The following is a 25,811-nucleotide window of genomic DNA, read 5'->3' as shown; positions in this document are numbered from 1 at the left end:
GGGCCCGTCCTCGGCAGGTGGACGGGAGAAAAATCCTCCCGGCCCGTTACCCGCACGTGGTGGCGCTCCGACCAGGCAGGAGTAGAGACTGAGATCGGATCGTCCCGGCGCGAGCCACGCGCCGCCGGCGTACAAGGAGGCATCCACCGTGCCGCATGTCCTGGTTCTCAACGCGTCGTACGAGCCGCTCGGCGTCGTACCGCTCCGCCGCGCGCTCGTCCTCGTCCTCGAAAACAAGGCCATCTGCCTGGAGGAGACCGGCGCCCTCATGCACAGTGCCACCCGGGCCGTCCCGGCCCCCAGCGTCGTCCGCCTGAAGCGGTTCGTACGGGTTCCCTACCGGGGGCCCGTACCACTGACCCGCAGGGCGCTGTTCGCCCGGGACGGGGGGCGCTGCATGTACTGCGGCGCCGCCGCGACCAGCGTCGACCATGTGATTCCGCGCAGCCGCGGCGGACAGCACGCCTGGGACAACGTGGTGGCGGCCTGCCGCCGCTGCAACCACGTCAAGGCGGACCGGCACCTGCCGGAGCTCGGCTGGCGGCTGCACCAGCAACCCGCCCCGCCGACCGGCCTCGCCTGGCGGATCATCGGCACGGGACACCGTGACCCGCGCTGGTTGCCGTACTTGCAACCGTTCGGCGCGGACGACGCCATGGCCCGGATCGACGGCATTTCTGCCTAGGGATCCGGGCCTTCGTCGTCCCCGGGACGGGGAAGGCCCGGATCGCCGCTCCGCCGCTACTCCGTTGCGGCGACGGCGTACGCCTCCACCGACCAGAGCGAGTAGCCGAACTCGCTGCCCCGGGCATCGCCCTGGACCCTGAGGTAGCGGGCGTCCTTCGCGTCCATCCGGACCGACTCGCGCCCGCCCCTGCCGTCCCGGACGGTGGCCGCCGTGCGCCAGCTGCGGCCGTCCGAGGAGACCTGGAGCCGGTAGCGGGTGGCGTACGCGTCCTGCCAGTGCAGCACCACCCGGCCGATCCGCGCGGCCCGGGGCAGTTCCGCCTGCCACCAGGCGTTGTCCTCGACCGGGGAGGACCAGCGGGTCTCCGGATCGCCGTCGGCGGCGGCCGACGCCGGGAAGTCCGGGGTCTCGTCGCCGGACGAGGACACGGTGGCGGTACGCAGCAGATCGGGGCCCGCGGTGCGCGGGAACGCCCGTACGGTGAGCGTGCTGCGCTCGTCGCCGAAGCTGAAGGGCACCTCGTACTCCCCGGCAGGGGTGCCAGCCGGGACCGTGATCTCGACGGGGACTTCGGTACGGGAACCGCGCGCCACCCTCGTCTGCTTCGGGATGTCCACCTTGATGCCCTTGGGGGCCTCCGCGGTGAGCGCGCCCCGCACCTCGGCGGGGCGCCGGGCGGCCAGGCGCGCCTCGACCCGCTGCGGCCCGCCGCCGATCTCGGCGTCCGTCTCACCGCGCGCCAGATCGAGCCGGGCCGCGGGCTCGTCGCCGAACCAGGGCACGAGCGCGCGCACCCGGGGAGCCGGCAGCGGGGCGCTTCCCGGGGCGCCGGCCCCCGGGGCCATCGGCGCCACCGTGCGGGAGATGATCGGGGGCATCGCCGGGCCGCCCGTGGGCCAGCTGATCCGTATCGCGTCGGCCCGCAGCCCCTTGCCCTCCGTCTGGGTCCAGCCGCTCTCCGACAACGCGCCCAGGCGACGCCAGCCCTCGCCGGGCACATGGGCCTCCAGCGCCGCGCCGGTCACCGCGCCGCCGCCGGGCAGGGTCATCGCCGTCACGGCCTCCACCGGGCGGGCCCGGTCCAGCCGGACCGTGTAGCTGCCCGGAGCCTTCGTGACCGTACCGGCGTCGCGGTCCGCACCCGTCCAGGCGTCCGCCTCCCGGCGCACCCGGTCCAGGAACGGGCCCAGCACCCCCTCGCCGACCGTCGCGCCGTCCGCCTTCGCGGCCTTGCGCAGCGGCTCCAGGGCCAGCGAGGCCTTCCAGGCGGCGGCGCCGTCGCCGCGCGACTGCGCCTGGAGCAGATCCACCGCCAGCTCACCCGCCCGGCCGTACCGGGACAACTGCTCCGTCCACGGCCGCACTTCGCCGTCCAGGCGCCCGTCCGCCAGGCTCTTCAGCCGCTGCGGCGCCTCCCGCATCACGGTGAACGCCTCCCGCAGCCCGCGCGCCGCGTCGTCCCGCGCCGTGGTGTCGTGCGCCGCGCGGGTGTTCCAGAACGCGGCCAGCAGCGGCCGCAGATACGCGGACTCGTCACCGCCCAGCACCGACGCCGCGCTGTTCCCGGCCAGCGCGCGCAGCGCCTCCCTGGTACGCGCGTCACCGCCCGCCAGGTCGTCGATCGCCGCCTGCCAGGACTCCTGCGGCCGGTAACCCTTCGGGTTCCAGGCGAAGTCGGCGGCGGTGAACAGCGGAATGCGGGACGCGGACGACTGCTCCATCGCGTTGGCGAGGAGCGCCGCGGAACCCGTGGCCACCGCCGGGTCCCGGCCGGTGTACGGGCCGAGGAATATCCGGTCCTGGGCGTAGTCGTTGACCGGGTAGTTGTCCATCGTGACCAGCGGGTGCCCGAACGCGGCGCGGGCGCCGGCCAGTTCCCCGCCGGTGATGGTTCTCGGTACGACCCCGACACCGGTCCAGGCGATCTGGACCCGGTCGTCCAGCTCCGCGGCGAGCGCCTCGCGGTAGTCGGTGGACCCGTCCTGGTAGAACTCCGTCGGCATCACCGACAGCGGCTGCGAACCCGGATACCGCTCCGCGAGGTGCCGCGCCACCTCGCCGGCCACCCGCGCCTGCGCCCTGGCCGCCGCCTGCGGGCCGCTGCCGAAGGTGTCGGCGTCGCTGTCGCAGTGCCATTCGCTGTAGCTGACGTCCTGGAACTGGAGCTGGAAGACCCGCACGCCCAGCGCCCACATCGCGTCGAGCTTCTTCGTCAGTGCCTTCATGTCGTCGGCCGACGACATGCACATGGCCTGGCCGGGGGCGACGGCCCAGCCGAGCATCACGTGCTCGGCGCGGGCCCGCTCGGCCAGCGCACGGAAGTCGGCACGCCGGTCGGCCGGGTAGGGGTCGCGCCAGCGGGCCTGGCGGTACGGGTCGTCGCCCGCCGCGTACAGATACCTGTTCTGCTTCGTGCGGCCCATGAAGCCGATCTGGGCCAGCCGCTCCTCGCGGGTCCACGGCTGCCCGTAGAAGCCCTCGGTCATCCCGCGCACGGCGGTGCCCGGCCAGTCCCTGACGGTGACCCCGGCGACGCTCTGGTCCCGGATCAGCTGACGCAGGGTCTGCACGCCGTGGAAGAGGCCGTCCTCGCCGACACCGTCCACCGCGACGGTGTCCCGGCCCGCGACCCGGCCGACCGCGATCCGGTAGCCCCCGGAGGGCAGATCGCCGCGCTCGGAGGCGTGCAGCGTGCGCAGTGCGTCGCGGGCGCCGTCGCCCCCGAGCCTGATGACCGGGCCGCGGCCGGGCACGGCCCCGTGGACGGTCCGCACGCCCGCGTCCCGCAGGATGCGCCGGAGCGCGTCGACCGCGTACGGATCGGCGTGCGCGTCGGCGACGAGGGTGACCTCGGCCGAGAGCGGTACGGACGCTCCGGCGGCCTCGATGGACTGCGGCCGGGGCCATACGGCGGGCAGCCCGCCGTCGTCCGCGCGGTCGGGGGTGGTGACGGCGGGAGAGCCGGGGGCGGAAGGGGCCGCGACGGCGGCCGGGGTTCCCGTGGAGAGCAGTCCGCCGAGCACCGCGACCGCGATGGCCGCCGCCTGCTTTCCGCGCCTGAGCCGCATCCCCGTCTCCCTCGTTCCCGCCGCTGGTCCCCGGCGCTTCCCGTCCCGCCGCTGGTCTCCGGCGTCCGACTGGTGGGCTCCGAGCCCACCACCCGCACGCGAGGGTGTCAATGCGCGTGGGTGGTGTGCCGGAAATGCCCGGTGGCGCGGACGGGGCGAGCGGCGGCGGGGCGCGGCGGCGGACGCCAAAGATGACGCCGGATGGCCGAAAAGAGCGGACAACTTGCGGAGAACCGGCTCGCTGGGAACGGAATGTGACCCAGGGCACGTTGGACTCGTTGTGATGACGCCTACGTCTGTGGTCGAGTCCGCCGGGTAGGCCTGCTGTGTCCTGTCACCCCACGGCCAGGAGGCCGCCATGCCCGCCGCCGCCCAGCTTCTGCTCTCCGCCCTCTCCGGACAGGTGCCGGACGCCACCGCCCCGCCGGGCGGCGTGGCCCCCGCGCCCGGCCCGCTCCCGGTTCACGCGCCCCGCACCGGCCCGCTGACGAGCGAGTCGCCGCTCGCCGATGCGATACCCCTCACCAGTGAGCCGCCGCTCGCCGACGCCACACCTCTGACCAGCGAACCCCCGCTCGCCGTAAACGCCCCGCTGACCAGCGAGCCGGCCACGTCCGGCGGCGCGTGGGGCATGGAGTTCCCAGGAGTCTGAATGGGCTTGCCCCGGCTCGCCGCACTGCACGGCGTCGCCACCTCCTACTCCCCGTCCGTCGATGTGACGGTGTCCGTCCCCGACGACACGGTCGTCGCCGTGCTCGCCGCGCTCGGCGTGGACGCCGCCACGCCCGAGGCGGTAAGGCGGTCGCTCGCCGCCGCCGAGTCCGCGGCCCGTTCCCGGCTGCTCCCGCCGACCCTGGTGGTATGGGCCGGTGAGCCGCTGCCCGCGGCCCTGACCGCCCTGCCGCCCGGCACCACGCTGGACATCGCCCTCGAAGACCCCGGTGCGGACCCGCCGCCTCGGATGCGCGTCCGGGCCGACCGACCGGATCCGGCCGTTTCGGAACGGCGCGCCGCCGACGGGCGTACGGATCCGGGGGGCAAAGGGCGCAAAGAGGGTGAACGGGGTGAAGGGGGCGGGAATGCCGGTTCGGGGACGCCCGCGGCCCCCGCCTGGTGGACCGAACCGCCGCTCGGGGTGCACCGGCTGGCCGTACGGGCGCCCGGCGGCCGGAGCGCGGTCGGCACGCTCGTCGTCGCCCCGCCCCGGGCGCCCCGGCCGCCCGCCCGCGCCCACGGCTTCCTGGTCCAGCTCTACTCCCTGCTCTCCGCCCGTTCCTGGGGCATGGGCGACCTCGGGGATCTCGCCGACCTCGCCGCCTGGTCCGGCCGGACCCTCGGCGCCGGATTCGTCCAGATCAACCCGCTGCACGCCGCCGTGCCCGGCAGCCCCACCGACCCGTCCCCCTACCGCCCCTCTTCGCGGCGCTTCCCCGACCCCGTGCATCTGCGCGTCGAGTCCGTCCCCGAGTACGGGCACGTGACGGACCGGGCCGCCCTCGACGACCTGCGCCAGGATGCCGCGGCGCTCAGCGACACCGTCCTGAACAAGGGCGCCCTGATCGACCGTGACGCCGTCTGGGAGCTCAAGCGCCAGGCTCTCGAACTCGTACGGAAGGTGCCCCTCACCCCCGGCCGCCGCGCCGCGTACTGCGACTTCCTGGCCGGGCAGGGACAGGCCCTGGAGGACCACGCCCTGTGGTGCGCGCTCGCCGAGGTGCACGGCTCCGACTGGCACGCCTGGCCCGCCGGGCTGCGCGACCCCCGCTCCAAGGAGGCCGCCCGAGCCCGCGCCGGACTGCTGGGCCGGGTCGACTTCCACTGCCGGCTCGTCTGGCTGACCGACGGTCAGCTCGCCGAAGCCCAGCGCGCCGCGCTCGACGCGGGCATGGCCGTCGGCGTCGTCCACGACCTCGCCGTCGGCGTGCACCCCGGCGGCGCCGACGCCTGGGCTCAGCAGGGCGCCTTCGCGCACGGCATGTCCGTCGGCGCGCCGCCCGACGCCTTCAACGCCCGGGGACAGGACTGGGGCCTGCCGCCCTGGCGCCCGGACGTCCTCGCCGCGTCCGGCTACGCCCCGTACCGCGGACTGCTGCGCGGGCTCCTCGCCCACGCGGGCGCCCTGCGCATCGACCACGTCATGGGCCTGTTCCGGCTCTGGTGGGTGCCCGAGGGGCGTCCGCCCACGGAGGGCACCTATGTCACCCACGACGCCGAGGCGATGCTCGCCGTCCTCGTCCTGGAGGCGCACCGGGCCGGCGCGGTCGTCATGGGGGAGGACCTCGGCACCGTGGAACCGGGGGTCCGCGAGGCGCTGGTCCGGCGCGGGATCCTCGGCACGTCCGTCCTCTGGTTCGAGCGGGACTGGGCGGGCACCGGCCGCCCGCTGGCGCCCGAGCAGTGGCGCGAGGACTGCCTGGCGACGGTCACCACCCACGACCTGCCGTCCACCGCGGCCCGGCTGACCGGCGACCATGTGACGCTGCGCCACCGCCTCGGCCTGCTCACCCGCCCCCTGGACCAGGAGCTGACGGCGGACGCGGCGGAGACCGCCGAGTGGCTCGGGTACCTCTCCGGACTCGGCCTGCTCCCCGAGGGCGAAGGCGACGAGGAGGGCTGCGTACGCGCCGTGCACCGCTTCCTGCTGCGCACCCCCGCCCGGATGGCCGGTGTCTGGCTGCCCGACGCGCTCGGTGACCGCCGCCCGCAGAACCTCCCCGGCACCTGGGACCAGTACCCCAACTGGCGCCTGCCCGTCGCCGACGAGGAAGGCCACCCGGTCACCCTGGAGGCGCTGGCCGCCGCGCCCCGCCTGCACCGGCTGATGGAGGTCTTCGAACCGTGCGCCAAGCGCCCGGATCCCACCCGGTGACCCCGCCCGGACCTTGGGCCGACTCCGCCCGGAGCGCAGCTCCGAACCCCGCCCCCGACCCCGTACGGCACCCCCGGGCGCGCGCCCCTCGCGGGCGTTCGCTACGTTTGCACCGTGGACAAGAAGAACGCTATGCGCGCCGGCGCCGTCGCGGCCGGAACGACGCTGATGATGCTGCTCATGTCGTCCCCCGCGCTCGCGCTCACCCGCGACGACGGTGACGACCCGGGGCCCGGCCTGAGCGCGATGGAGACCATCGGCCTCTACGTCGTGGCACCCATCGTCCTGTTCCTGGTCATCACGGGCCTGGTCATGGTCCTGGACAAGTCCAAGAAGCAGGCCTGACACTCCACGCCCGTCCCGTGTGCGCCGCAGGTACTCCACGAGTACCGAGCGGCGCACACGCATGTCCGCGGCGAGTGCCGGGCGACGCACGGGCCTGCCCGCGACCGGACACCCCGTCCGGAGCCGGGCACCCGGTCCGCGGCGCCCGGTAGGTTGCGGCCATGATCGAGTGGGACGTCAAGAAGCTCCGCATCCTGCGCACCCTGCGCGACCGGGGCACGGTCACCGCCACCGCGCAGGCCCTGCTGATGACCCCCTCCGGCGTCTCGCAGCAGCTCTCCGCCCTGTCCAGGCAGCTCGGCGTGCCGCTCCTGGAGGCGCAGGGCCGGCGGGTCCGGCTCACCGACGCCGCGCACCTCGTGCTGCGCCACGCCGAGGCCGTCTTCGCCCAACTGGAGCGCGCCGACGCCGAACTGACCGGCTATCTGCGGGGCGAGGCCGGCGAGGTGAGGATCGCGGCGTTCTCCACCGCCGTGTCCGCCTTGGTCGTACCGGCCGTCCAGCGGCTGCGCGCCGAGGACCGGCCGGGCCCCGACGTGCGGGTGCGGGAGGCGGAGGCCGGGCAGGCGTACGAGCTCCTGGCCGCCGGTGACGTCGACCTCGCCCTGTCCCTCGCCGCGCACGCCCCGACGGCCCGCGATCCCCGGTTCGCGGTGCTGCCGCTGCTCGCGGACCCCCTGGACGCGGCGCTGCCCGCGGGCCACCCGCTCGCCGCCGCGCCCGCCCTGCGGCTGGCGGACCTCTCCGGCGAGCCGTGGATCTTCGGCGGCTCGGGGCCCTGGTCGCAGATCACGACGGCCGCCTGCGAGGCCGCCGGATTCGTACCCGAGCAGGCGCACAGCGCCTCCGGCTGGACGGCGATCCTGGCCATGGTCGAGGCGGGCATGGGAGTGGCACTGGTCCCACGCATGGCGTCGGCGGAACGCCGCAGCCGGGGCGGGGTGGTGATGCGCGCACTCGACGCCGACCAGCCGCGCCGCCATGTGGTGGCGGCGGTCCGACAGGGCGCCGAGCGGGGCCCCGCAGTGGCCAGGGTCCTCGTCGCGCTCACCGCGACAGCCGATTCGTTCACTTCGACTGAATGAACAGTGCAAAAACTTTCGCTGGACCTGATGGGTTGTCCGCCGCGACAGTGGACGCATGACCTTCGATCAGAATGAGAACCACCACGAGGACCCCCACGCCAACGACGCGGCCCCGTACGGCGGTGGTGACCCGTACGCCGACTACCGGACCACCGACCTCCCCTTCACCGAGCTCGTCGACCTCGCCGACCGCCGCCTCGGCGCGGGCGTGATCGCCGCCAACGACGAGTTCTTCGCCCAGCGCGAGAACCTGCTGCTCCGGGAGCGCGCGGTCTTCGACCCCGAGCACTTCGGCCACAAGGGCAAGATCATGGACGGCTGGGAGACCCGCCGCCGACGCGGCGCGGACGCCGACAACCCCTTCCCGGCCCCCGGCGAGCACGACTGGGCCCTGATCCGCCTCGGCGCCCCCGGCATCATCCGCGGCATCGTCGTGGACACGGCCCACTTCCGCGGCAACTACCCGCAGCGCGTATCGATCCAGGCCACCGCGGTCGAGGGCACGCCCAGCCCCGAGGACCTCCTCGCCGACGACGTGAAGTGGGAGGAGATCGTCCCGCCGACCCCCGTGCTCGGCCACGCAGCCAACGGCTTCGAGATCACCGGCGGCCGCCGCTACACCCACATCCGCCTGTGCCAGCACCCCGACGGCGGCATCGCCCGCCTCCGCGTCCACGGCGAGGTCCTCCCCGACCCGTCCTGGCTCGCCACGCTCGGCACGTTCGACCTGATCTCGGTCCTGAACGGCGGCAGCTACGAGGACGCCTCCGACCGCTTCTACTCCTCGCCGACCCAGATCATCCTGCCGGGCACCTCCCGCAAGATGGACGACGGATGGGAGAACCGCCGCCGCCGGGTCCGCGACACGAACGACTGGGTCCGCTTCCGCCTCCCCGCCCAGGGCGCGGTCCGCGCGGTCGAGATCGACACGGCCTACCTCAAGGGCAACTCGGCCGGCTGGATCGCCCTCCAGGGCCGCAACGGCGAGACCGGCGATTGGTTCGAGATCATCCCCCGCACCCGGCTCCAGCCCGACGCCCTGCACCGCTTCCCGCTCCGCGCCCAGGCGATCGTCACCCACGTCCGCCTCGACGCCTTCCCGGACGGCGGCGTCGCCCGCATGCGCCTGCACGGCAGCCTGACGGAGTCCGGCACGGCCGACCTGGCCCGCCGCTACGAGGAGTCCGGCGCGTAAGGCCTTCCGGCGGGTCAGGGCCTCGGACAGGTCCTGACCGGCCCCGGACCCCGGTACCTCCCTGCTCCCGCCCGTCGGACGGCTGCGCGACCGCGCCCGTCCGACGGGCGGTTTCCAGTGTCACGCAGCCCGGAGCACGACGAACACGAAGAAGGGGCGCCCCCCGCCGTAGCGGGAAGCGCCCCTTGCTGTCGGGCCGTTACGCCGCCGCCGCGTCCGCGGCGCGGGCCTTCAGGGCGCGCTCGACGCCCGAACGAGACTCCGACATCAGCCGGCGCAGGGCCGCGCTCGGGTCCGTCGAGGAGAGCCAGGTGTCCGTGGCGTCCAGGGTGTCCTGCGAGACCTGGAGGGCCGGGTAGAGGCCGACCGCGACCTGCTGGGCCATCTCGTGGCTGCGCGAGTCCCAGACGTCCTTGACCGAGGCGAAGAACTTCTCCGTGTACGGGGCCAGCAGTTCGCGCTGGTCGGTCTGGACGAAGCCGGCGATGACCGCCTCCTGGAGGGAGTTCGGCAGCTTGTCGGACTCGACGACCGAGGCCCACGCCTCCGCCTTCGCCTCCTCGGTGGGCCGTGCCGCGCGGGCGGTCGCCGCGTGGCGCTCGCCCGCCGCCGTCTTGTCCCGCTCGTACTCGCCGGCGATCTCGTCCTCATCGAGGAGACCGGTCGCGGCGAGCCGTTCGACGAACGCCCAGCGCAGCTCGGTGTCGACGGCCAGGCCCTCGATCACCTCCCTGCCGTCGAGCAGCGACTGGAGCAGGTCGGTCTGCTGCGGGGTGCGGGCCGTCGCCGCGAAGGCGCGCGCCCAGGCCAGCTGGTGGTCGCTGCCCGGCTCCGCCGCGCGCAGGTGCGCGAGGGTGGCCTCGGTCCACTGCGTCAGCCCGGCCTCGCGCCACTCCGGCGCCGCGTACAGGTCCAGCGCCAGCTTCACCTGGCGGTGCAGCGACTGGACGACGCCGATGTCCGACTCCTTGCCGATGCCGGAGAGCACCAGGGCCAGGTAGTCGCGGGTCGCCAGCTCGCCGTCGCGGGTCATGTCCCAGGCGGAGGCCCAGCACAGGGCGCGGGGGAGCGACTCGGTGAAGTCGCCGAGGTGCTCGGTGACGACGCGCAGCGACTCCTCGTCGAGCCGGACCTTCGCGTACGAGAGGTCGTCGTCGTTGAGCAGGATCACGGCGGGGCGGGCGGTACCGGCCGGGAACGGCACGGCCGTGCGCGCGCCGTCGACGTCCAGCTCGATGCGGTCGGTACGGACCAGCTTTCCGGAGCCGTCGAGCTCGTAGCAGCCGATGGCGATGCGGTGCGGCCGCAGCGTCGGCTCGCCCTTCGCGCCGGCGGGCAGGGCCGGGGCCTCCTGGAGCACGGTGAACGAGGTGACGTGGCCGTTCTCGTCCGTGGTGAGCTCGGGGCGCAGGACGTTGATGCCAGCCGTCTCCAGCCATGCCTTCGACCAGGTCTTCAGGTCGCGGCCGGAGGTCTCCTCCAGGGCGCCCAGCAGGTCGGGGAGCCGGGTGTTGCCGAACGCGTGCGCCTTGAAGTACGCCTGGACGCCCTTGAAGAACTCGTCCATGCCGACGTACGCCACCAGCTGCTTCAGGACCGAGGCGCCCTTGGCGTAGGTGATCCCGTCGAAGTTGACCAGGACGTCGTCCAGGTCACGGATGTCCGCCATGATCGGGTGCGTGGAGGGCAGCTGGTCCTGGCGGTAGGCCCAGGTCTTCTCGGTGTTGGCGAACGTGGTCCAGGAGTTCGGCCACTTCGAGCCCTCGGCGTACGCCTGGCAGGCGACCGAGGTGTACGTGGCGAACGACTCGTTCAGCCACAGGTCGTTCCACCACTCCATGGTGACGAGGTCGCCGAACCACATGTGCGCCAGCTCGTGCAGGATGGTCTCCGCACGCCGCTCGTACGCCGCGTCCGTCACCTTCGACCGGAACACGTACTGGTCGCGGATGGTGACCGCGCCCGCGTTCTCCATCGCACCGGCGTTGAACTCCGGGACGAACAGCTGGTCGTACTTGGCGAACGGGTAGTCGTAGTCGAACTTCTCCTGGAACCAGTCGAAGCCCTGCCGCGTGACGTCGAAGATCTCGTCCGCGTCGAGGTACTCGGCCAGCGACGGACGGCAGTAGATGCCGAGCGGGACGGACTGGCCGTCCTTCTCGTAGCTGCTGTGCACCGAGTGGTACGGGCCGGCGATCAGCGCGGTGATGTACGACGAGATGCGCGGCGTCGGCTCGAAGGACCAGACGTCGTCCTTCGGCTCGGGCGTCGGCGAGTTAGAGATGACCGTCCAGCCCTGCGGCGCCTTCACGGTGAACCGGAACGTCGCCTTCAGGTCCGGCTGCTCGAAGCTCGCGAAGACACGACGGGCGTCCGGCACCTCGAACTGGGTGTAGAGGTACGCCTGCTGGTCGACCGGGTCGACGAAGCGGTGCAGGCCCTCGCCCGTGTTGGTGTACGCGCAGTCGGCGACGACCTTCAGCTCGTTGGAGCCCGCGACCAGGTGCGGCAGTGCGATGCGCGAGTCGCGGAACACGGCCGCGACGTCCAGCGACTTGCCGTTCAGCTCGACCTCGTGCACGGCCGGGGCGACCAGGTCGATGAAGGTCTCCGCACCGGCTTCGGCGGAGTCGAAGCGCACGGTGGTAACGGACCGGTAGGTGCCGCCCTCCTGCGCTCCGGAGAGGTCGAGATCGATCTCGTACGCGTCCACGGTCAGCAGGCGCGCCCGCTCCTGTGCCTCTTCGCGGGTCAGATTGGTGCCAGGCACGCGGTCATCTCCTTGGTGTGTGACGTTTCCGGACATCCTTCCACGTCGCGCGCCGGAACGGAGTAGCTATGCGAATGCTACTGCGGTAGCATCAATGGTATGAAGATCAGCGTGAGCCTGCCGCAGGAGGACGTCGCCTTCCTCGACGAGTACGCCACGAAGACCGAGGCGGACTCCCGGTCCGCGGTGATCCACGCCGCGATCGAGCTGCTGCGTGCCTCGAATCTGGAGGCCGACTACGAGGCGGCGTTCGCGGAATGGGACGCGAGCGAGGACGCCGCGTTCTGGGACCAGTTCTCGGGCGATGGGCTGACCGATGAGGCGCGGTGACATCTACCTGGTCGACTACGAGCCGGTGCGCGGCAGCAAGGCCAACAAGGCCCGCCCGTCGGTGGTCATCTCGAACGACGGCGCCAACGCAGTGGTGACACGGACGGGGCGCGGCGTGATCACCGTGGTGCCGCTGACGTCGAACACCTCCCGGGTCTATCCCTTCCAGGTGCTGCTCCAGGCGGCGGAGTGCGGCCTGCCGAAGGACTCCAAGGTGCAGTGCGAGCAGGTACGAGCGATGGCTCATGAGCGGTTCCTGAAACGGGTCGGCACCGTCCCCCGCCCGCGCATGGCCGAGATCGACGCAGCCCTGCGACGCCACCTCGCCCTCTGAGCACACCCGGACGAACGCATGCGAAAGGGCGGCCACCGGGTGCGGTGGCCGCCCTTTCGTACGTGTCCGTCCGGCGTCAGCCGTTCAGCTCCGCCGCGACCAGCTCCGCGATCTGTACCGCGTTCAGCGCCGCGCCCTTGCGCAGGTTGTCGTTGGAGACGAAGAGCGCGAGGCCGTTCTCCACGGTCTCGTCGACCCGGATCCGGCCGACGAACGAGGCGTCCTTGCCGGCCGCCTGGAGCGGGGTGGGGATCTCGGAGATCTCGACGCCCGGCGCGTCCTTGAGCAGCTCGTACGCGCGCTCCACGCTGATCGGGCGGGCGAAGCGGGCGTTGACCTGGAGCGAGTGACCGGAGAAGACCGGGACCCGGACGCAGGTGCCGGAGACCTTCAGCTCCGGGATCTCCAGGATCTTGCGGGACTCGTTGCGGAGCTTCTGCTCCTCGTCGGTCTCGAACGAGCCGTCGTCCACGATCGAACCGGCCAGCGGCAGCACGTTGAAGGCGATCGGGCGCTTGTAGACGTCCGGCTCGGGGAACTCGACGGCCGCGCCGTCGTGGGTGAGCTTGTCGGCCTCGGCGACGACCTTGGACGCCTGGCCGTGCAGCTCGGCGACACCGGCCAGACCGGAGCCGGACACCGCCTGGTAGGTGGCGACGGTCAGCGTCTGGAGACCGGCCGCGTCGTGCAGCGGGCGCAGCACGGGCATGGCGGCCATCGTGGTGCAGTTCGGATTGGCGATGATGCCCTTGGGCCGGTCGGCGATCGCGTGCGCGTTGACCTCGGAGACGACCAGCGGGACCTCGGGGTCCTTGCGCCAGGCGGAGGAGTTGTCGATCACGACGGCGCCCTGCGAGGCGACCTTCTCGGCGAGCGCCTTCGAGGTCGCGCCACCGGCCGAGAACAGCACGATGTCCAGCCCGGTGTAGTCGGCCGTCGAGGCGTCCTCGACGGTGATCTCCCGGCCCTGCCACTCGATCGTCGAGCCCGCGGAGCGCGCGGAGGCGAACAGCCGCAGTTCGTCGGCCGGGAACTTCCGCTCGGCCAGGATGCTGCGCATGACAGTGCCGACCTGACCGGTGGCGCCGACGATTCCGACCTTCACGGGGACTCCTTCGAACGTACGAACTGGCACGGTTGCCGCTCCATGATGCGTATGTCCACGGCTTCCTTGTCCAATCCATTGTCCGAGGGACGGACAGTGCCCGCCCGGCGGGCACACGGCAGTGGGGCGGGAGCTCCATCGAGCGCCCGCCCCACTGCCGTACATGTCGTACGGATCACACGGTGACCGTTACGGCGTGACCTTCTCGATCACGACGCTGCCGGTGCCCGCGGCGGTGCCGCGGCTGTTCACCAGGTGGACCTCGCCGAAGAACTGCCGGCCCTCGGGGGCCGCGCCGGCGACCGAGACCTCGGCACCGATCTGCGCCGAGGCGCCGTTGGCCAGGTTCACGGCCTTCGACTCGTCGACCTTGATCGTGCCGAGCGACGGTGCGTAGTACACGTCGCGGTAGTCGTACGTGGTGGTCCCGGCCGGGACGTCGTAGCCGTCGATCACGACGGTGTACGTACCGGCGGCCGGCTTCGCCAGGCTGACGGCCTCCTCGGAGCCCGCCGTGGTGGACTTGCCGACCACGGTGCTGCCCTTGTAGACGTACAGGTCCAGGTCGGCATTGGCGTCCGCCGTGCCGCCGATGGCGACGTCCAGCTTCTCGACGCCCTCACCGATGGTGACCGTGTATTTCTGCTTGTCGCCCGTCTTGATCGACGGCTTGTCGACCTTGGCCGAGCCGAGCGAGCCGCCCTTGAGCTTGCCCTGAAGATCGCCCGCGTTGTTGGTGACCTTCCAGTCCACCGCGGCGGGCGTGCCGACCTTCGCCTCGGCGATGGTCTGCACCGCCGGGTCGAAGGTGGCACCGAGCAGCGAGACATCCAGCTTGTACGGGTTGTCCAGCAGCGGCGACGTACGCCGTGCCTCGACCTCGATCTCCCAGACGCCCGGCTGCGGGTCCTTGTACGAGCGCACGTCGGGGCGGCAGGTGTTGGCCGGGTTCTCGTAGTTCGGGTAGCAGAAGATCGTGGAGCTGTCCTCCATCTGCACCCCGTACGGGTGGAGCGAGATGAAGCGGGTCTGGCTGCCCGAGCGCAGCGCGCTCATCGCGACCTCAAGGGTCTTGGCGCCCTCCGGCACGGTCAGGAAGTACGACGTGGTGCTGTTGCGCTGCACCGAGCCGGACGCCTTGAACGCGTAGGAAGGCTTCACGAGCTTCGTGGAGACGACCACCGTGGTGAGGATCTGCTGGTCCACACCGACGGTCTTGGCGTCGTCCACCTTCAGGATCGCGCTGTGCACGCCCGCGTTGCCCGGCTTCGCCTGGACCTTGACGGTGACCGGCTCGCCCAGCGGCAGCGAGACGGTGCTCGGACCGGTCAGCTTGAAGGTGCCGTCGTTGTTCTTCCACGACAGCTTGTGCTTGACGGCCTTGTCCGGGCCCGTGGTGCGGGTGACCGTGACGTCGTACGACTTGGTCTGGCCGGCCTTCAGGCCGCTCTCGCGGTCGTACAGGCCGGTGCCGAAGCCCGGGGTCTTCAGCGCGAAGTCGATCGCGGTGTCGACCGGGGCCTTCACCGAGTACTCGTGCGCCGGGGCGCCCTGCTTCTCGATCTGCTTCCAGGCGCCGACGATGTCGATCAGACCGGAGCCCTGGGCGTGCGCGGGCACGTCCTTGATGTGGGTGGCGGTGCTGGTCAGCGCGGTGCGCAGGTCGGCCGGAGGCAGCTCGATGTGCTTCTGCTTCGCGGCGGACAGCAGCAGCGCGGTCGCGCCCGCGGCCTGCGGCGAGGCCATCGAGGTGCCCTGGAGCATGGAGTAGCCCGCGGGGAGCGAGTAGCCCGACTCCTTGACCGGGCCGCCGGGCAGCCAGGTCTGGGTGGTGTTGATGGACGCACCCGGGGCGGTCAGGATCGGTGCGAAGCCGCCGTCCTCGCGCGGACCGCGCGAGGAGAAGGGCAGCATGTCGTACTTCTTGGTGACGTTGGAGCCGTAGTTGGCGGCCCAGGTCTCCTTGGAGATCGACGCACCGACGGAGATCACGTGGTCGGCGAGGCCGGGGTCACCGATGGTGTTGACGCCCGGACCGTCGTTGCCGGCCGAGATGACCAGCTGGACGCCGTAGATGTCGATGAGCCGCTTGTAGAGCTCGGCGCGGGCGTTGTTGCCGTCGTTGAGCGGCGGCAGGCCACCGATCGACATGTTGACGACATCGACACCGCGGTTCACGACGAGGTCGATCATGCCCTCGGTGAGCGCGATGTTGGTGCAGCCGCCGTCCCAGGTGCAGGCACGCGAGGAGACGATCTTCGCGCCCGGCGCGGCACCGTTCATCCTGCCGCCGAACAGGCCGTTCGCGGCGGTGATGCCCGCGACATGGGTGCCGTGCTCGCTCTCGATGACACCGATGTTCACGAAGTCGGAGGTGTCACCGGCGGCGTTGTAGACGACGTTCTTGCGGGTCTCGACGACGAACGGGATGCGCTCGGCGACGTCGGTCCGCGGGTCGTCCTCGCCGAAGTAGGAGACCTGGTGCTTCTCCTTGTACGGCTTGAGAACGGCGTCGTCGGAGAAGTCCGCGTTGCTGTTCAGGTCGACACGGGTGGTGCCGGTGACCGGGTCGTAGAGCACGGCCCAGACATCGGTGGTGTCGCCGTCGCGGTTCAGGTCGCCCGCCATGTCGCCGCCCTTGGTGGCGGACTCGGCGAACAGCCTGATCCGGTAGTCACCCGCGGGCGCGTTGTAGGTGCGGCCCTCGTACGTGAACGTCGGGCCGGACACGGCGTCCGTCATCGGCAGCCAGGTGCCGTCATCGTCGCTGACCGGGTCGGTAGCGGTCACCCAGTCGACGATCTTGCGGGCGCCGGTGGTGGTCTTCTGCAGCGCCGGGTGGCCGAGGTCGACACCCGAGTCGAGGATGCCGATGGTCACTCCGCGGCCGTCGGCCTTCGGGTGCTGCTGGACGAAGTCGACCGCGCCCGTCTCGAAGGACGGGTTGTACGGGTTCTTCGCCGGGGTCTTCTTGCCGGGCGCCGGGTAGGAGCCGGTGGCCTTCGCCTTCACCCCGGCGCCGGTGGCACGGTCGCCCGCAGGCGTCGGGTCGTCCAGCTTGATCTCCTGCTTGAGATCGATGCCCTGGACGGACGACAGCTGGGACGCCGCCTTGATGGTGGCATCGGCGGTCGCGGTGGGCACGGTGGCCCGTACGTAGCCGAGCTTGTCGTACGCACGTCCCAGCACGGAGCCCTTGACGGCGTCCAGCTGCTTGGCGACCTGCTCGGTCGCACCGGGAGCGGTGGCGACCATCATCGTGATGTTCTTCTGGCCCTTGGCCTTCGCCGTGGCCAGAAGCTGCTCGTCATGGGTGCCGAGCTTGTTCGCCGCGGCGCCCTCGGCGGCCGACTTGACGGGAGCGGTGTCGGGCGCGTCGGCGGCGAAGACGGGGGCGACGCCGGTGGCGGCCAGTGCGGCCACCAGACCGGCAGCGGCCGCGACTCGGGCCACGCGTCTCGCCCCGGGTATGGAACTGGGGGATTCGGAGGTCATCAGCATCCCTGGATATGAAAGAGAGAGTCCGGAATTCGGTACCGGATGACCGCTCACCCTTTCGTAAATGACAGGGGTTTGTGGAGAGTTGGCGGCCGTGAGATGTGGACATGGCAGAATCCCGCCACTGGTACTGATGTGCCATCATGGATGAAACGGTCGATAAGTGGCACCTGTGACACGCCTGTGACCCGCTTCGTCTTTCTCAACGGGGCAGGACCACCACCTGCGCGGCCGGTTCGCGGTCGGCCGCCGCCATCAGCGCCGTACGGACCACGACCGCCTGCTGCTCGCTCGCGTCGCGGAGCTTCTTCGGCGTGAGGTGGACGACGGTGATGCCCAGCCCCTCCAGGTGCTCCCGCCGGGCGGCGTACGCGGACCACTGCACCCCGCGCTCCTCCCGATGCCGGCCGTCGCCGGCCCCGCCGAGCCGCGGCGCCCGGGTGTCCAGCTCCACGGCGACCGCCTGCTCGGGCCAGTAGGCGTCCACGCCGCCGAGCCGGGGGCCGCCGGGCAGGCGCAGCTCCACGTTCCACAGCGGTTCCGGCAGTTCGTACATCCGCACCAGGTCGTAGAGGCGGCCCTCCGCCACTGCCCGCCCCTCGGCGAGGAACGAGTCGACGGCCGCCACCACCTGGGGCCGGCCCAGCAGCTTGGCGCGGCTCAGCTCGCGTGCCACGACAGCCGGTTCGCAGTGCCCGCCGCGAACCGCCTCGATGAGCAGCCCGCGTACGGCCAAGGGGTCCTGGAGTCCGGCGATCGCGTCCGCGAGCGCCCGCTCCACAGGAGCCACGGGCAGGCCGCGCACCTGCTCGGCGCGGGCCGTTCCGGCGGAGCGCACCAGCCGCACGTACCCGACCGAGCGCAGCCGCCGGGTGCGCGGCACCAGTACGTCGATGGCGGCCGCCGGCCCGGGCGCCGGGGCGGCGGCGAACCCGTGCAGCGCGAGCGCGGCGAGCCCGGTGACCATGGCCTCCCCGTACCCGGGATCCGGCTGCGCCGGTGCGTCCCGCCCGGCCTCCGGCTGCGCCGGTACGCCCCGACGGCCGGAGGCCGGCGGCCGGCCGGCGTACAGCAGTGCGGAGACCAGTCGTTCCTCGCCGGTGGGCGGTTCCGGGTGCAGTACGTACACGCCGGGCAGCGGCTGCTGCCACGGCCCGCCGTCCCCGCAACGCGCGGCGGCCATGGACGCGGACACCCCCCGCGCCCTCAACTGTGCTGCGGACAGCACGCGTTGGCGGACGTCGCCACAGGTGCGGGGGTGACAGGGGGAGAGCGGCGTGTTCTGGGTCATGTTCCGGGGTATCCCGCAAGCCGTCGCGGCGCTAACCCCTGTTACACGCTCGTCGACAATTCAGGACAACGCCGTCCTAAAGTACGCGCGTTCGACGACCGGAAAGGCCCGGCGATTCCGTTCGGCAGCCGGACGGGCAGGGACGGGATGGGGCCGGACGCACCGGCCCCACCCCGACCCCGCCCCCGTCAGATCGCGGCCCTGGCTTCGGCCTCCGCCGCGCCCGCGTCGCACGCCTGCGCCCGCAGTGCCCGCGCCAGGTCGTCCCGCGCCTCCAGCACCAGCCTGCGCAGAGCCGGCGCCGCGTCCTCGTGGGCGGACAGCCAGGCGTCCGTCGCGGCCAGCGTCGACGGGTCGTCCTGGAGCGCCGGGAACAGGCCCTTGACCACGATCACCCCGATCTGGATCGACCGCTCGGCCCAGACCCGCTCGATCGCGTCGAAGTACTTGTCCGTGTACGGCGCCAGCAGCTCCCGCTGCGACGACGGGGCGAAGCCCGCGATCGTCGCCTCGACCAGCGCGTTGGACAGCGCGTCCGACTCCACCACGCCCGCCCACGCCTGCGCCTTCACCGCGGCGGAGGGCCGCGACGCCAGGCACCGCACTTGGTGCCGCTTGCCGGACGCCGTGTCGTCGCGGGCCAGTTCGGCATCGATGACCGACTCGTCGGCCACCCCGTGCGAGGCGAGCGGGGACAGCAGCGCCCACCGCAGCTCCTGGTCGACGTCGAGCCCGTCGATCCGGGCCGAGCCCTCCAGCAGCCCCGACAGCAGCCGGAAGTCCGCCTCCGAGTCGGCGACCGACGCGAAGAACCGCGCCCACGCCAACTGGTGCTCGCTGCCCGGATCGGCGACCCGCAGCTCCCGCAGCGCGCCCTCGGCCAGCGCCCGGCCGCCCTCCTCGCGCCACTCGTGCGTCGCGTACTGCGTGAGCGCGGTCCGGGTCCAGGCGTGCAGCATCTGGAGCACGCCGATCTCGGATTCCCGGCCGGCGAAGGCCATCACCAGGGAGACGAAGTCGCGGGCCGGCATCAGCCCGTCCCGGGTCATGCTCCACAGCGCGGACCAGCACAGCGCCCGTGCCAGGGGGTCGGTCATGTCGCCGAGGTGCGCCCTCAGCGTGGCCAGGGAAACCTCGTCGAAGCGGACCTTGCAGTACGTGAGGTCGTCGTCGTTGACCAGGATCAGCTCGGGCCGCTCGGCCCCAGCCAGCTCCCCGACCACCGTGCGCGGCCCGGCCACGTCCACCTCGGCGCGGGCGTACCGCACCAGGTCGCCGTCGGCGGCGCGCCGGTACAGGCCGACAGCGACCCGGTGCGGCCGCAGCTCCGGGTGGGACTCGGCCGCCTCCTGGAGGACCGCCAGCTCCGTGACCCGGCCCGCCGCGTCGTACGTGGCCACCGGGGTCAGCGAGTTGACGCCCGCGGTCTGCAGCCAGGAGCGCGACCAGGTGGTCATGTCGCGCCCGGACGTCTCGGCCAGCACGGACAGCAGATCGCCCAGCTGCGTGTTGCCGTAGGCGTGCTTCTTGAAGTAGCGCCGGGCGCCCTCCAGGAACGCGTCCCGCCCCACGTACGCCACCAGCTGCTTCAGCACCGAGGCGCCCTTGGCGTACGTGATGCCGTCGAAGTTCAGCTTGGCGTCCTCCAGGTCACGGATGTCGGCCGTGATCGGGTGCGTGGAGGGCAGCTGGTCGGCGCGGTACGCCCAGGACTTGCGGTTGTTGGCGAAGGTGATCCAGCCGTTCTCGAAGCGGGTCGACTCCACCATGGAGAACGCGCCCATGAAGTCGGCGAACGACTCCTTCAGCCACAGGTCGTCCCACCACTGCATGGTGACGAGGTCGCCGAACCACATGTGCGCCATCTCGTGCAGGATGACGTTGGCCCGGCTCTCGTACGAGGCCTGCGTCACCTTGCCGCGGAAGATGTACTCCTCGCGGAACGTGACACAGCCCGGGTTCTCCATCGCGCCGAGGTTGTACTCCGGCACGAACGCCTGGTCGTACTTCCCGAACGGGTACGGGTAGTCGAAGTTGTCGTGGAAGAAGTCCAGGCCCTGCTTGGTGATCAGGAAGATGTCGTCCGCGTCGAAGTGCCGGGCGAGTCCCTTGCGGCACATTGCGCCGAGCGGGATCTCCAGCGTCGTGCCGTCCTCGAAGGTGCGGCTGTAGGAGTCCGTCACGTAGTGGTACGGACCGGCGACGATCGCCGTGATGTACGTGGAGATCGGCTTCGTCCCGGCGAACCGCCAGACCCCGCCGTCCCGCGACTCCTGTGCCCCGTTGCTCCAGACCGTCCAGCTCTCGGGCGCCGTCACCTGGAAGCGGAAGGGGGCCTTCAGGTCGGGCTGCTCGAAGTTCGCGAAGACTCGCCGCGAGTCGGCCGGCTCGTACTGCGTGTAGAGGTAGACCTCGCCGTCCTCCGGGTCCACGAACCGGTGCATGCCCTCGCCGGTCCGGCTGTACGCGCACTGCGCGTCGACCACCAGGACGTTCTCGCCCTCCGGCAGCTCGTCCAGCGCCACCCGGGTGCCGTCGAAGACGGTGGCGGGGTCGAGCTGCCGCCCGTTGAGCGTCACCGTGTTCACGGCGGGCGCCACGAGGTCCGCGAAGGTCGACGCCCCCGCCCGCGCGTTGCGGAACCGGATCGTGGTCACCGAGCGGAAGGTCCGCGGGCCGGAGGCGGCGTCCCCGTCCCCGTCGGGCCCGTCGACGGCGGAACGCAGATCGAGATCGACCTCGTAGCCGTCGACGCTGAGCAGCTCGGCCCGCTCGCGGGCCTCGTCGCGGGACAGGTTCTCACCGGGCACGGGTGCACTCCTTTGTGTCACGTTCGAATACTTTGATCCTCCCATGCCGTCACTCGGCCCGGCAGGTGGGAATGAGCGGTGCGTCCGTGAACGTTCTGCGCCACAGGTGCGAACGCCCTCATGAGGAGAGACATGTCTGACAACAGCACGGCGACGACCGGAAAGACCCCCGTCGACTTCTGGTTCGACCCGCTCTGCCCCTGGGCCTGGATGACCTCCCGCTGGATGCTGGAGGTGGAGAAGGTCCGCGACGTCGAGGTCCGCTGGCACGTGATGAGCCTGTCCGTACTCAACGAGGACCGGATCGACGAGCTGCCGGAGGAGTACCGCGAGCTGCTGGAGAAGGGCTGGGGTCCGGTCCGCGTAGTCGTCGCCGCCCAGCAGAAGCACGGCGACGAGATCGTCGGCCCGCTGTACACCGCGCTCGGCACCCGCTTCCACAACCAGGACGAGGGCCCCACCCGGGAGGCGATCGAGGGCGCGCTCCAGGACGTCGGCCTGCCGGTCGAGCTGGCGGACTTCGTGGACTCGGACGCGTACGACACCGAGCTGCGCGCCTCCCACAAGGAGGGCATCGACAAGGTCGGCCAGGACGTCGGCACCCCGGTCATCGCCGTCCCCGGCGCGGACGGCGAGCAGATCGCCTTCTTCGGCCCGGTCGTCACCCCCGCCCCGAAGGGCGAGGACGCGGCGAAGCTGTGGGACGGCACGCTGCTGGTGGCGTCGATCCCCGGTTTCTACGAGATCAAGCGGACCCGTACGCAGGGCCCGATCTTCGACTGACCGCGCACCGTGCACCGCGCGGTGCGGGACCCGGCGGCGGCCGCCCGTCCCCGCATCGCCCCGCGGGGCCGGCGGATCACTCGCCGAGCAGCGCGGCCGCCGGTGACATGGGCTCCCACGCGGGGTCCAGCCCGGTCAGCCGCTCGGCGACGCGGGCCCAGGCCGTCTCGTCCGTGCCGAGCCGGGAGCGTACGAGTTCGGCGAGGCCGGTCCGGGCGGCGGCGGCCTCGGGCGGTGCGTCGGTGCGGCGGGCGGTCCCGCTCAGGTAGGCGAGGATGCGCGCGGCAGGGGCCGCCGACCGCAGCAGGTCCGCGCCGGTCAGCAGGCCCGCCGCGAGCAGGCCGTCCAGCTGGGTGGTCGGCGCGCAGTGGTACAGGCCGCCGAGCCCGTGCCGGGCCCGCTCCCGGGTCAGCCGCACGCTCCCGGACAGCCCGTCGGGATCCGGCTCGTGCAACAGCGCCGCGTGCCGCAGCCGGACCTCCTCGGGTACGTCGTCGAGGCGGACCACGTCGGACCAGTACGGGATCGGCTCCTCGGCGTGGGCGGCTTCGAGAGCCGCCCAGTCCACGGCCTCGCCCGGCGGGAGCGACCCGACGATCTCGCGCGCCTGCGCGGCGTGCGGGGCACGCCGCAGCTTCGTGACGAGCTTCCCCGGAGCCAGTTCGCGGTCGAGCCGGGCGCGGAGCACGGCGGCGGGGTCGGCGGCGGCCAGGGCCTTCGCGCACACGGTGGTGGCGGCCCGCCCCAGCAGGTCCGCGCCCGCGACGCGGGCCAGCCGGTCGGCGCCACCGTGCTCGAACAGCCGCAGACAGCCCAGGAGCTGATGGCCGAGGCCGAGCTTCGTTCCTTCCCTGACGAGCAGTTTCTCGACGAGGTCGGGCTCGGCGGAGCAGAGCCATACCGAGCCCCCGGCCGGATAGGCGGAGCCGCGGGCGCGCCAGTCGGCCAGCACCCGGCCGCCCAGCGACGTGTTCCCGGCGACGGGCCGTGAGCGGGCCACGATCCGGTGGACGAGGTGCCGTGGGTTCCAGTGCCGCAGCAGGGCGAGGTCCACGTCGGGGTCGTCGAGGTCGACGAGGCGCTCGACCGCTCCGTTCCTCTTCATCCAGCGGGACTGCGCGGCGAGGACGCGCAGTGCGTCGCGGTCGCGTCGGGCCAGCAGCCGGTCGAGGACCCGGAGCGGCGTGCGGTCGTACCGCAGCAGGTACGCGGCCAGGAGCCAGGGCCCGTCGGGGCCGAGCCGGGGCAGCACGGCGTCGACGACCTCGGCGTCGGCCAGGCAGAGCAGGGTGCCCACCGGCCACGCCCACAAGTGGTTGCCGCGCTCCAGGAGGTTGATCGCCTCGTCGGGTGTGCCCGGTCCGGGCTTCGACACGAGTGGCCCGCCGTCCGCCGCCGGGGCGGCTCCGCCGGACCGCGACTGCGCGCGCCCCAGCAACTCCGCCCAGGTCAGCCCCTCCGCGGCGGCTTCGGACGCCGTCACCGTCGCGGCCAGGCGGAGCCAGGCGTCGGGGTCGGTGCCGAGCTCGGAGCGCAGCCGCCGGGCGAGCGCGGAGGGCCATGCCGCCGCGAACGTTAGCCGCCGCCAGTCGTGGGGGAGCTGGAGCAGTCGGTGCGCGGGCAGCATGGTGAGCAGCTCGTCCGCGGGCAACACGCCCTGGCGGTAGGCGTGTTCGGTGAGGTGTGTGCTCGATCCGTACGACTCCGGGAGCTTCGCGCGTATCTCGGCGAGGCTGGGCGCGGCGTACACATAGCCGTCCTCGGACGCGGGGATGCCTTCGGCGGCGCAGGCGTCGGCGAACCAGTCCGGGGTGGCGAGGCCGGGCGCGTCGTTCCAGTCGTACACGGACAGCGCGCGCAGCACGTCGGGGGCTGTGGGCCGTGGTGCCTCGGCAGGGGCGAGGGAGTACAGCAGGTCGAGGGCGGGCAGGGCGTGGACCCGGTCGACACGGTTCAGGGGCGGCCTGGGCGACGGCGCCGCGGCCGGCATCCCGGGTTCGACGGTCTCCTCGACGGCGGCCGCGCCCGCCTCGGTGATCAACTCCGCGACGGTTCCGTCGTGTTCGGGCAGCAGGGTGTCGAGCGTCGCCCAGGCGTGCGGCCGTTCGCCCAGGTGGGCTGCGGCCAGTGCGCGGAGTTCGGCGGTGGACGCCGCGCCCAGCAGGTTCCGTTCGGCGAGCCGGGCGAGCGCGGCCACGGCGTGGATGGCGGGCCGCGCGGTGCGCACCAGCTCGATGGGGTCGAGGAGGCCCGCGACCGCCATGCCCTGCGCCCAGCGGGTGGCGCTGTCGTCGAGCGCCTCATCGGCCAGGCGCCGCGCGGGCGGGGTGCTGTTGCCCGCACGGCGTCCGCCCGCCCGCCACGGCTCGTTGAGGACGCTCAGCCGGAATGCCAGGCGCTGGGCGTCGTCCGCCGCCTCGTGGCGGGCCAGTTCCTCGCAGGCCTTCGGCATGAACGGGGTCGCGGCGTGGGCGGCGGCCAGGGCGTCGAGATCGTGCGCGTACGGCTCGGCCAGCAGATCGCGCAGGGTGCTGGTGCCCCGCGCGGTGGCCAGCAGCGCGGGCAGCCGGGCCGGGTCCTCGTACGGTTCGCACTCCGCGCGCAGCCGGCGCAGGGCGTCGCCGCCCGTGTCGCCGCCCGCCTCACCGTGCGTATTGCCGTCCGTGTCGCCGTCCGCATCGGACAGGGCGTCGGTCAGCGTGGTCACGACGGCCCGGCTCAGCCAGGCGGCGGCAGGGTCGTCGAGCAGTGCGCGTACGGCCTCCGGGCCGCTCCGCTCCCAGACCCGCAACAGCGCGTACTGCTGCGCGACCTGGCGGAACCCGACCCGCAGCGCGAGGCTCACGAGCTGCGGGTCGCCGGAGCCGAGCAGCGGCGCCAGCCAGGAGAGCGGCACATCGCCGTGCGGTGCCGTCAGCTCGGCGAGCAGCGTGTCGTCGAGGGGGACGGTGTCGGTCCGGTGCGCGATGGCGCGGCGCAGCGACGCGGTGGTGCGGGGGTTGCGGTAGACGGCGGCCGAGACCCGGGCGTCACCGATCGCGGCCAGCCGGGCGAGCACCCGGGCGTCGAGCCGGGGATGTCCGGCCAGCGCGGTACGGGAACGGCTGTCGCCGTGGTCGAGCACGGCGGCCACGAGGGCAGGCGCGGGCGGTGCCCCGCCGGCGAGCAGGTCCGCCGTCAACCGCTCGGGCAGCGCGGCCAGCGCGGCGGCGGCATCGCGGGGCTCGGCGTGCTCCAGGAGCAGCCCGAGTGTGGCGTGGACGCTGCGGGGCGCGGGCGCACGGAGTGTGTCCATGGACCCCAGGGGCGACGGCTGCTCGGCGAGCAGCGCGGTCAGCTCGCCCCGGTACCCGGGAAGCGCGTCGTACAGCCCGCGCCACCGGTCCATGTCGGCCCCGAGCCGACTTGCCGCCAACTCCCGTAGTGTTCTCGCCGCTTTACCATCGACCCCGCCGGCCGCCGAGACCTTCGCCGCCACCGTACGCGCGGGCCGCCCCCGCTCCACCGCCCGCAGAGCGGCGCCCTCTTCAGCCGGGCCCGCCCCGTCCGTACCCCGGGCGGCGTCGAGAACACCGCGCAGCATCCGCTCCGCCGCTCCCGCCTGCGCCTGTGACCTGAACGCCGTGACTGCCATGGCCGC

Annotated in this window: 16 protein-coding genes; 9 read left to right on the top strand and 7 right to left on the bottom strand. The window is 72.6% G+C overall.

The genetic code is table 11. From position 1 onward, the window contains the following. Window positions 1–148: 148 nt before the first annotated feature. Entirely contained in the window at window positions 149–685 is a 537-nt protein-coding gene (locus ACIRJP_RS21835) for an HNH endonuclease (RefSeq protein WP_266732969.1), read from the top strand. Between the two features lie 56 nt (window positions 686–741). Here the strand turns inward: ACIRJP_RS21835 and ACIRJP_RS21830 are convergent, their stop codons facing one another. Then, window positions 742–3,756 (bottom strand): beta-N-acetylglucosaminidase domain-containing protein, encoded by a 3,015-nt coding sequence (locus ACIRJP_RS21830; protein WP_404176550.1) that lies wholly within the window; start codon window positions 3,754–3,756, stop codon window positions 742–744. A 358-nt stretch (window positions 3,757–4,114) separates the two neighbouring features. Here ACIRJP_RS21830 and ACIRJP_RS21825 point away from each other — a divergent pair, with 358 nt between their 5' ends. The 5 genes from ACIRJP_RS21825 to alc all read left to right on the top strand — a co-directional run bounded on the left by ACIRJP_RS21825 (window position 4,115) and on the right by alc (window position 9,250). Continuing rightward, complete coding sequence (locus tag ACIRJP_RS21825; RefSeq protein ID WP_404176547.1) at window positions 4,115–4,408, top strand: hypothetical protein; 294 nt, start codon at window positions 4,115–4,117, stop codon at window positions 4,406–4,408. Continuing rightward, on the top strand, window positions 4,409–6,625 hold the full coding sequence (gene malQ / locus ACIRJP_RS21820; RefSeq protein WP_404176544.1) for a 4-alpha-glucanotransferase: 2,217 nt from the start codon (window positions 4,409–4,411) through the stop codon (window positions 6,623–6,625). It begins immediately after the preceding gene. Between the two features lie 114 nt (window positions 6,626–6,739). After that, window positions 6,740–6,970, top strand: a complete 231-nt coding sequence (locus ACIRJP_RS21815) for a hypothetical protein (protein ID WP_124717671.1) — start codon at window positions 6,740–6,742, stop codon at window positions 6,968–6,970. 161 nt (window positions 6,971–7,131) lie between these two features. Continuing rightward, window positions 7,132–8,055, top strand: a complete 924-nt coding sequence (locus ACIRJP_RS21810) for a LysR family transcriptional regulator (RefSeq protein WP_404176541.1) — start codon at window positions 7,132–7,134, stop codon at window positions 8,053–8,055. A 55-nt stretch (window positions 8,056–8,110) separates the two neighbouring features. Beyond that, window positions 8,111–9,250: an allantoicase gene (gene alc, locus ACIRJP_RS21805; RefSeq protein WP_404176538.1), complete on the top strand. Its 1,140-nt coding sequence runs from the start codon at window positions 8,111–8,113 to the stop codon at window positions 9,248–9,250. 199 nt (window positions 9,251–9,449) lie between these two features. On the opposite strand, the gene pepN (ACIRJP_RS21800) is transcribed toward alc, so the two are convergent. Next, window positions 9,450–12,020 (bottom strand): aminopeptidase N, encoded by a 2,571-nt coding sequence (gene pepN / locus ACIRJP_RS21800; RefSeq protein ID WP_404176535.1) that lies wholly within the window; start codon window positions 12,018–12,020, stop codon window positions 9,450–9,452. Window positions 12,021–12,119: 99 nt separating this feature from the next. On the opposite strand from pepN (ACIRJP_RS21800), the gene ACIRJP_RS21795 reads away from it, so the two are divergent. Further along, entirely contained in the window at window positions 12,120–12,350 is a 231-nt protein-coding gene (locus ACIRJP_RS21795; RefSeq protein WP_404176532.1) for a ribbon-helix-helix domain-containing protein, read from the top strand. Beyond that, window positions 12,337–12,684, top strand: a complete 348-nt coding sequence (locus tag ACIRJP_RS21790; RefSeq protein WP_404176529.1) for a type II toxin-antitoxin system PemK/MazF family toxin — start codon at window positions 12,337–12,339, stop codon at window positions 12,682–12,684. Before ACIRJP_RS21795 ends, ACIRJP_RS21790 begins: the two co-directional genes overlap by 14 nt. 76 nt (window positions 12,685–12,760) lie before the next feature. On the opposite strand, the gene ACIRJP_RS21785 is transcribed toward ACIRJP_RS21790, so the two are convergent. The 4 genes from ACIRJP_RS21785 to pepN (ACIRJP_RS21770) form a co-directional block, all read right to left on the bottom strand. Next, window positions 12,761–13,789, bottom strand: a complete 1,029-nt coding sequence (locus tag ACIRJP_RS21785; RefSeq protein WP_404176526.1) for an aspartate-semialdehyde dehydrogenase — start codon at window positions 13,787–13,789, stop codon at window positions 12,761–12,763. A 189-nt stretch (window positions 13,790–13,978) separates the two neighbouring features. Next, window positions 13,979–17,290: a S8 family serine peptidase gene (locus ACIRJP_RS21780; protein WP_404176523.1), complete on the bottom strand. Its 3,312-nt coding sequence runs from the start codon at window positions 17,288–17,290 to the stop codon at window positions 13,979–13,981. Between the two features lie 199 nt (window positions 17,291–17,489). Beyond that, window positions 17,490–18,578, bottom strand: coding sequence for a hypothetical protein (locus ACIRJP_RS21775; RefSeq protein ID WP_404176520.1), 1,089 nt, complete (start codon window positions 18,576–18,578; stop codon window positions 17,490–17,492). Window positions 18,579–18,766: 188 nt separating this feature from the next. Beyond that, a complete protein-coding gene (gene pepN, locus ACIRJP_RS21770; protein WP_404176517.1) occupies window positions 18,767–21,388 on the bottom strand; it encodes an aminopeptidase N in 2,622 nt (873 codons plus the stop codon). Window positions 21,389–21,520: 132 nt separating this feature from the next. Here pepN (ACIRJP_RS21770) and ACIRJP_RS21765 point away from each other — a divergent pair, with 132 nt between their 5' ends. Then, the gene (locus tag ACIRJP_RS21765; RefSeq protein WP_404176514.1) at window positions 21,521–22,171 is read left to right on the top strand and encodes a disulfide bond formation protein DsbA; all 651 of its coding nucleotides are present in this window, start codon (window positions 21,521–21,523) and stop codon (window positions 22,169–22,171) included. Between the two features lie 76 nt (window positions 22,172–22,247). Here ACIRJP_RS21765 and ACIRJP_RS21760 read toward each other — a convergent pair whose 3' ends face one another. Next, window positions 22,248–25,805, bottom strand: a complete 3,558-nt coding sequence (locus ACIRJP_RS21760; RefSeq protein WP_404176511.1) for a hypothetical protein — start codon at window positions 25,803–25,805, stop codon at window positions 22,248–22,250. Window positions 25,806–25,811 lie beyond the last annotated feature (6 nt).

The organism is Streptomyces sp. NPDC102437 (assembly GCF_044765565.1).
Taxonomy (GTDB): domain Bacteria; phylum Actinomycetota; class Actinomycetes; order Streptomycetales; family Streptomycetaceae; genus Streptomyces.
This window is presented reverse-complemented; position numbering and strand designations above follow the sequence as displayed.